Genomic DNA, 1,911 nt, shown 5'->3' on the forward strand with positions numbered 1-1,911 from the left:
CGGTGCCGCCGGTGACCACTCGTCCCTCCATCACGCTCGACAACGGTCAGCGCTCCGAGGACGACCTCACCCACAAGCTGGTCGACATCATCCGGATCAACCAGCGGTTCATGGAGAACCGCGAGGCGGGCGCCCCGCAGCTGATCATCGAGGACCTCTGGGAGCTCTTGCAGTACCACGTCACCACCTTCGTCGACAACGAGATCAGCGGGACGCCGCCGGCGCGACACCGCTCCGGCCGTCCCCTCAAGACCCTCAGCCAGCGGCTGAAGGGGAAGGAGGGCCGCTTCCGCGGTTCGCTTTCGGGGAAGCGCGTCAACTTCTCCGCCCGGACCGTCATCTCGCCCGACCCGACGCTCTCGCTGAACGAGGTCGGCGTGCCGGACCGCGTGGCGAAGGAGATGACCCAGACGCTCAACGTCACCGAGCGCAACGTCGAGGAGGCGCGACAGTACGTCCGGAACGGCCCGGAGGCCCACCCCGGCGCGAACTACGTGCGCCGCCCCGACGGTCGCCGGCTGAAGGTGACCGAGAAGAACTGCGAGGAGCTCGCCGAGAAGGTCGAGGCCGACTGGGAGGTGAACCGCCACCTCGTGGACGGCGACATCGTGATCTTCAACCGGCAGCCCTCGCTCCACCGGATGTCCATCATGGCCCACGAGGTCGTGGTGATGCCGTACAAGACGTTCCGGCTCAACACCGTCGTCTGTCCGCCGTACAACGCCGACTTCGACGGCGACGAGATGAACATGCACGCGCTACAGAACGAGGAGGCCCGCGCCGAGGCCCGCGTCCTCATGCGCGTCCAGGAGCAGATCCTCTCGCCCCGCTTCGGCGGGAACATCATCGGCGCCATTCAGGACCACATCTCCGGGACCTACCTGCTCACCCACTCGAACCCCGAGTTCTCCGAGACGCAGGCGCTCGACCTGCTCCGCGCCACCCGCGTGGACGAGCTGCCCGAGGCCGACGGCGTCGACGACGACGGCCGCGAGTTCTGGACCGGCCGGACGCTGTTCTCGGAGCTGCTCCCGGACGACCTCGACCTCTCTTTCACCTCCTCGGCCGGCGACAGCGTCGTCATCGAGGACGGGCAGCTGATCGAGGGGACCATCGACGAGGACGCGGTCGGCGCGTTCGGCGGCGAGGTCGTCGACACGCTCACCAAGGAGTACGGCGAGACGCGCGCCCGCGTGTTCATCAACGAGATCGCGTCGCTGGCGATGCGCGCGATCATGAACTTCGGGTTCTCGATCGGGATCGACGACGAGTCGATCCCGCCGGAGGCCGAAGAGCAGGTCGACGAGGCGATCGAGAGCGCCTACGACCGCGTTCAGGAGCTGATCGCGACGTACGAGGCCGGCGAGCTCGAATCGCTGCCGGGCCGGGGCGTCGACGAGACGCTGGAGATGAAGATCATGCAGACGCTCGGGAAGGCCCGCGACTCGGCGGGTGAGATCGCCGACCAGCACTTCGGCGACGACAACCCGGCGGTCGTGATGGCCCGCTCGGGCGCGCGTGGCTCGATGCTGAACCTCACGCAGATGGCCGGCTCCGTCGGCCAGCAGGCGGTCCGCGGCGAGCGGATCAACCGCGGCTACGAGGACCGGACGCTCTCGCACTACCGGCCGAACGACCTCTCCTCGGAGGCGCACGGCTTCGTGGAGAACTCCTACCGCGGCGGGCTCACCCCCGAGGAGTTCTTCTTCCACGCGATGGGCGGCCGCGAGGGGCTGGTCGACACGGCCGTCCGGACCTCCAAGTCCGGCTACCTCCAGCGCCGCCTCATCAACGCGCTCTCCGAGCTGGAGGCGCAGTACGACGGCACGGTCCGGGACACGTCGGGCCGGATCGTCCAGTTCGAGTTCGGCGAGGACGGCACCTCGCCGGTGAAGGTCTCCTCCGGCGAGG

1 protein-coding gene is annotated in these 1,911 nt (G+C 68.5%); it reads left to right on the forward strand.

The annotated features are described in order from the left end of the window. Positions 1-1,911, forward strand: a 1,911-nt coding sequence (locus B9G38_RS16650; RefSeq protein ID WP_143415589.1) for a DNA-directed RNA polymerase subunit A', incomplete at both ends; no start/stop codon positions are given.

It is taken from the genome of Halorubrum sp. SD612, from assembly GCF_002135005.1.